The 4,005-nt window shown below is 53.5% G+C and carries 3 protein-coding genes; 2 read left to right on the top strand and 1 reads right to left on the bottom strand.

The features are described 5' to 3' along the window. Positions 1-221: 221 nt before the first annotated feature. Together AC559A_RS18795 and AC559A_RS18790 are read left to right on the top strand one after the other, a co-directional pair. Entirely contained in the window at positions 222-1,088 is an 867-nt protein-coding gene (locus AC559A_RS18795; protein ID WP_498819226.1) for an REP-associated tyrosine transposase, read from the top strand. Positions 1,089-1,235: 147 nt separating this feature from the next. Then, positions 1,236-2,537 (top strand): C10 family peptidase, encoded by a 1,302-nt coding sequence (locus tag AC559A_RS18790; protein ID WP_498819225.1) that lies wholly within the window; start codon positions 1,236-1,238, stop codon positions 2,535-2,537. Between the two features lie 663 nt (positions 2,538-3,200). On the opposite strand, the gene AC559A_RS18785 is transcribed toward AC559A_RS18790, so the two are convergent. Then, a complete protein-coding gene (locus AC559A_RS18785) occupies positions 3,201-3,821 on the bottom strand; it encodes a DinB/UmuC family translesion DNA polymerase (protein ID WP_498819224.1) in 621 nt (206 codons plus the stop codon). Positions 3,822-4,005: the final 184 nt, after the last annotated feature.

Genomic DNA, 4,005 nt, shown 5'->3' with positions numbered 1-4,005 from the left:
TGACTGTTTACCTGGAAGCCAAAATGTATCGTCCATAAGGCTTAGCCTATTTCTATTCTTATATCGCAACATAGCAGTGACCTCGTTTTTTAAATCTTAATATCACTACTATAGCATACAATGCAAGCAAAATATTTAGTTAAATCGAATGCCTGCCCGGACTTTTTGCAGGGAGATCAATTCTGCGGAAGAGCCCATTTTCCTTCAGGGAAGGCGTTAGCATGACCAGACCGCTACGGATTGAGTTTCCCGGCGCCCTCTATCATGTGACTGCTCGGGGGAATGCTCGATCAGAGATCTTTTTGGAAGACGACGACAGGCGGCTGTTTTTCTCCATCCTTGCCGATCTGGTTGAGCGGTACAACTGGATCTGCCATGGATATTGCCTTATGGGCAATCACTATCACCTCTTGATCGAGACACCGGATGGAAACCTCTCGGAGGGCATGCGGCAGCTGAACGGAATCTACACGCAAAAATTCAACCGGAGCCACGCAAGGGCAGGGCATGTCTTTCAGGGACGTTTCAAATCCATTGTGGTCGAGAAGGACTCCTATCTGTTGGAGTTGTGCCGCTATGTCGTCCTTAATCCGGTCCGGGCCGGGATGGTTCGGCATCCCAAGGATTACCCGTGGTCCAGTTATTGCGGCACTGCAGGGTTGAAGAAGAAGTTGGACTTCCTCTCCGCGGACTGGCTCCTTGCCCAGTTCGGAAATGACCGGAAGCATGCGCAACGAGAGTACCGAAGGTTTGTCCTTGCGGGGATGGATGAGGAGTCACCCTGGAAGAAGCTTGTTGGGCAATGCCTCTTGGGGGAGGAGGCTTTTCTGGAAAAGCTCTTTCCATTTCTCCAGAAGAAAGCCGGATTCACTGAAATTCCTCGGGTTCAACGCTTTGCGCTGCGACCTCCACTGGAGAAGGTATTCCCTGGAGGGCAGTCAAAAACGAGCCGGAACAAGGCCATTGCAACCGCACACATTGAGCACGGCTACTCCCAGCAGTCTCTTGCCGCGCACCTCGGGCTTCATTATGCCACTGTCAGCAGGATCATCAAAAAAGAACGAGATAAGTTAAAAAACAAGACCTGACCCTATGTCAGATGTCAGGGAATCCATTGACACCAATTATCCAGCTATGCGAATTATCGAAAAATTCATTACTAACTTTATGGAAGTTTGCTCTGGAAATTTAAAGCCACAGGGTGTGGCTAGCCATATGGTGCCATGATAGTATGCTTGAAAATTCTATCAACAGACAAGGAGAAGAAAGTAATGCTTGCATGTGACGGCATTTGTAAAAAAATCGGTTTGGTGGCGGCATCGTTTATTTTGGCACTGCTTATGGTTCAGACCTCCTTGGCCGCGGCTGTGGATCGTGATCTGGCCTTGAAGGTTGCTGGCAATTACCTTGAGTACTTGGTGCAGACCTTTGACCGCTGGCCGGAAGCGGACCCGTTTATCGAGTCCCTAACCCCGGTGTTTTATAAAGAAACCAAGGTTTTTTGGCATGTAGATGTGAGCCCTTCCGGTTTCCTCCTGATTTCCTCCCGTGACGAGTTGTCGCCAATAAAGCTCTACTCCGAAACCGGACAATTCGATCCCGATCGGGCCACCAAGCAGGGGGCTCCGGAGTCCTGGATCATTCCGGAACAATTCTTAAGCGTGGTCGCGGTTTCCTTCGCCACGAAGATCAGGGCACCTCTACAGGGCGATGAGGGCGTTAGCCGCCAAATCCGACAGGCTTGGGATCTGTTTGGCCAACCTCGGGCATGGAAGTCCCTTTCCAAGACCTCCGCCCATCCCCCGCGCACTGTCGGTCCGCTTGTCACGGCCCGTTGGGGCCAGGACCCCCCCTACAACCGGCGTACCCCGAAGGTCGAAGGGGAGAATACGAGGGTGGGATGCGTGGCTACAGCTTGGTCCATGCTTCTCCGGCACTGGCAATGGCCGAAGCGCGGACGGGGCGTGAAGACCCATGTCTGGCAAGGTCAGGAACTCACTGTGTACTTCGGAGCCCAGACTTGGAACTGGGACGTCATGCCCGACGTACTCACGACGGATTCGTCCCCGAAGGCCATCGGAAGTGTTGCTTTACTTGGTTATCAGGTGGGCGTGGCTGCGGAAATGAACTGGGGGCTTGAGACTTCAGGATCTGATCTGTATGCCAACGAGGTTTTACATCTGTATTTCCGCTACCGCGACGGGATGCGACAACTGCAACGCGGAGAGTTTTCAGCCGAGGACTGGTTCGCCGCATTTCGCGAAGAGTTCGATGCCCCGACTCCCCGGCCCATTATCATGTCCATTTTCGATGATAACGGCGGCCACGAAGTCCTGGCGGACGGTTACCAGACCGGACCAACCAACATGGTGCATTTGAACATGGGATGGGACGGCATGCAGAATGCGTGGTACGATGTGACCAGCGACTTCGTCACTGGCGAATGGTCCTGGAAAGGGATACGTTCGGTGATCGTGACTGGAATCGAGCCGGACAGATCCAATAATTGGGTGACTCCCGCGATCAACTTATACTGAATAATTATAATGGCTTGATGTGTTGTAACGTTTGGAAGTTGTGAGTCGGTAGTGGCTAAATTTCGTCGGCATGCTTCTCGGATAAATCTGCAATACACCCCAAATGGCTGCCTTGAAAGCACCAAAATCATCATAATATCCGGGAGGAAGGAGCATAGCCATGACCGACCAACAGAAGGCCCTCGTCGGTTGACTTGTTTGCTATGCGCTCGATTACGGCCCTTTGCAGGCCGTCACACTGGCCAAGGATTCACAAGTTGTCGTCGATCTTGAATCACCCGAATCGCGCAACGTGCTTGATGCTATCGCCGCAATCTGGCCCAATCTGAGTTCAGTGGAGTGCCAGGACGGGATTATTTCTGTGATTGGGTATTGGGATCAACTGAAACGCGAAATAGCCCTCGAAATCATCATCAGAAAAGTAGTGTCCCAGGAGTAGACTAACCTGACAGTGGCCCATAAAGAAACCGGCCCAAGGCGAAGCCCTGAGCCGGTACTGGCCACGCTTGAGGAAATCAGGCCGCCAGTTGTGCGGGTTGGTATGGACACTCACGCACTTGCCCGGCACGAAGGGTAACCTGATGCAGTATACCCCCATTATGTGTGACAGTTCAAATCTATCCTTTGAACTCTTGCATGACAACCTCTCATGATCCCAGATGGTTACAATACTCTCGGCAAGTCCTTCCAATCCGTCGTGTACCTCGGGCTCAAATGCGCCTGCCGCATCACCCAGCGCTGACCCGTTCCTTCAGCGGCCACGCGCATAGTCATTGCGCCCCACTTGGCGTTGACCTTGTCCATGACCGCCATCACGGCCTTGCTCCGAGCCCTGTCTTCCGGCGAGGGCTCGAACAGATTCAACCTTCGGCCTTGCTCCTTCTCGATTCCGAAGACCATCACCCCGGCCTTGCGGTACTCGTAACCCGGCCTGACTATCTGCCCCAGGACTTTCATGGCCGCCCGGATCAGGTCCGGCGTGTGGCATGAGGGAACGGCCAGAGAGACGGTAGCCGCGTTGCTGTACTGCGGCCTGTCCAGGCAAAAGCGGTCCGTGAGCACAAACACCTGTAGTTGACCGGCCACGCACTTCTGACCGCGAAGCCGCTCCCCCACCCTGGCTGCGTACCCTGACACGATCTGCTCAAGCTGCTCTTTGTCCGTGACAGCCTTGGCGAAGGTCCGGGAACAAACGACGCTCTTGGGTGTGGCTCCAGTCTGATCCAAGGGGATGCATGGGATGCCCTGAAGCTCCAGCAGGGTGTGCATGCCGTTGACGGTCATCCGCTTCTTCACCCAATCCTTGTCCAGCCTGCTGAATTGCAGGGCGTTGCGAATCCCGAACTCGCGAAATACGCTTCAACCTTGCCCTTTTTGGCTCTTCGACGTTGGACGTGGAATTGGCAATTCTCCCCTGTGGTACTATCTGTATTCGGAGTGAGTGGTTTTCGATCCCTGTTTTCCAGGA

The organism is Desulfonatronum zhilinae, assembly GCF_900182865.1.
GTDB lineage: Bacteria > Desulfobacterota > Desulfovibrionia > Desulfovibrionales > Desulfonatronaceae > Desulfonatronum > Desulfonatronum lacustre.
The sequence above is the reverse complement of the archived record's forward strand: the minus strand, read 5'-3'. Positions and strand labels throughout refer to the sequence as shown.

Bases quoted from the DNA above. Each gene is read 5' to 3' on its own strand.
- AC559A_RS18785 (WP_498819224.1), bottom strand. From the start codon at position 3,821: ATGACCGTCAACGGCATGCACACCCTGCTGGAGCTTCAGGGCATCCCA.
- AC559A_RS18795 (WP_498819226.1), top strand. From the start codon at position 222: ATGACCAGACCGCTACGGATTGAGTTTCCCGGCGCCCTCTATCATGTG.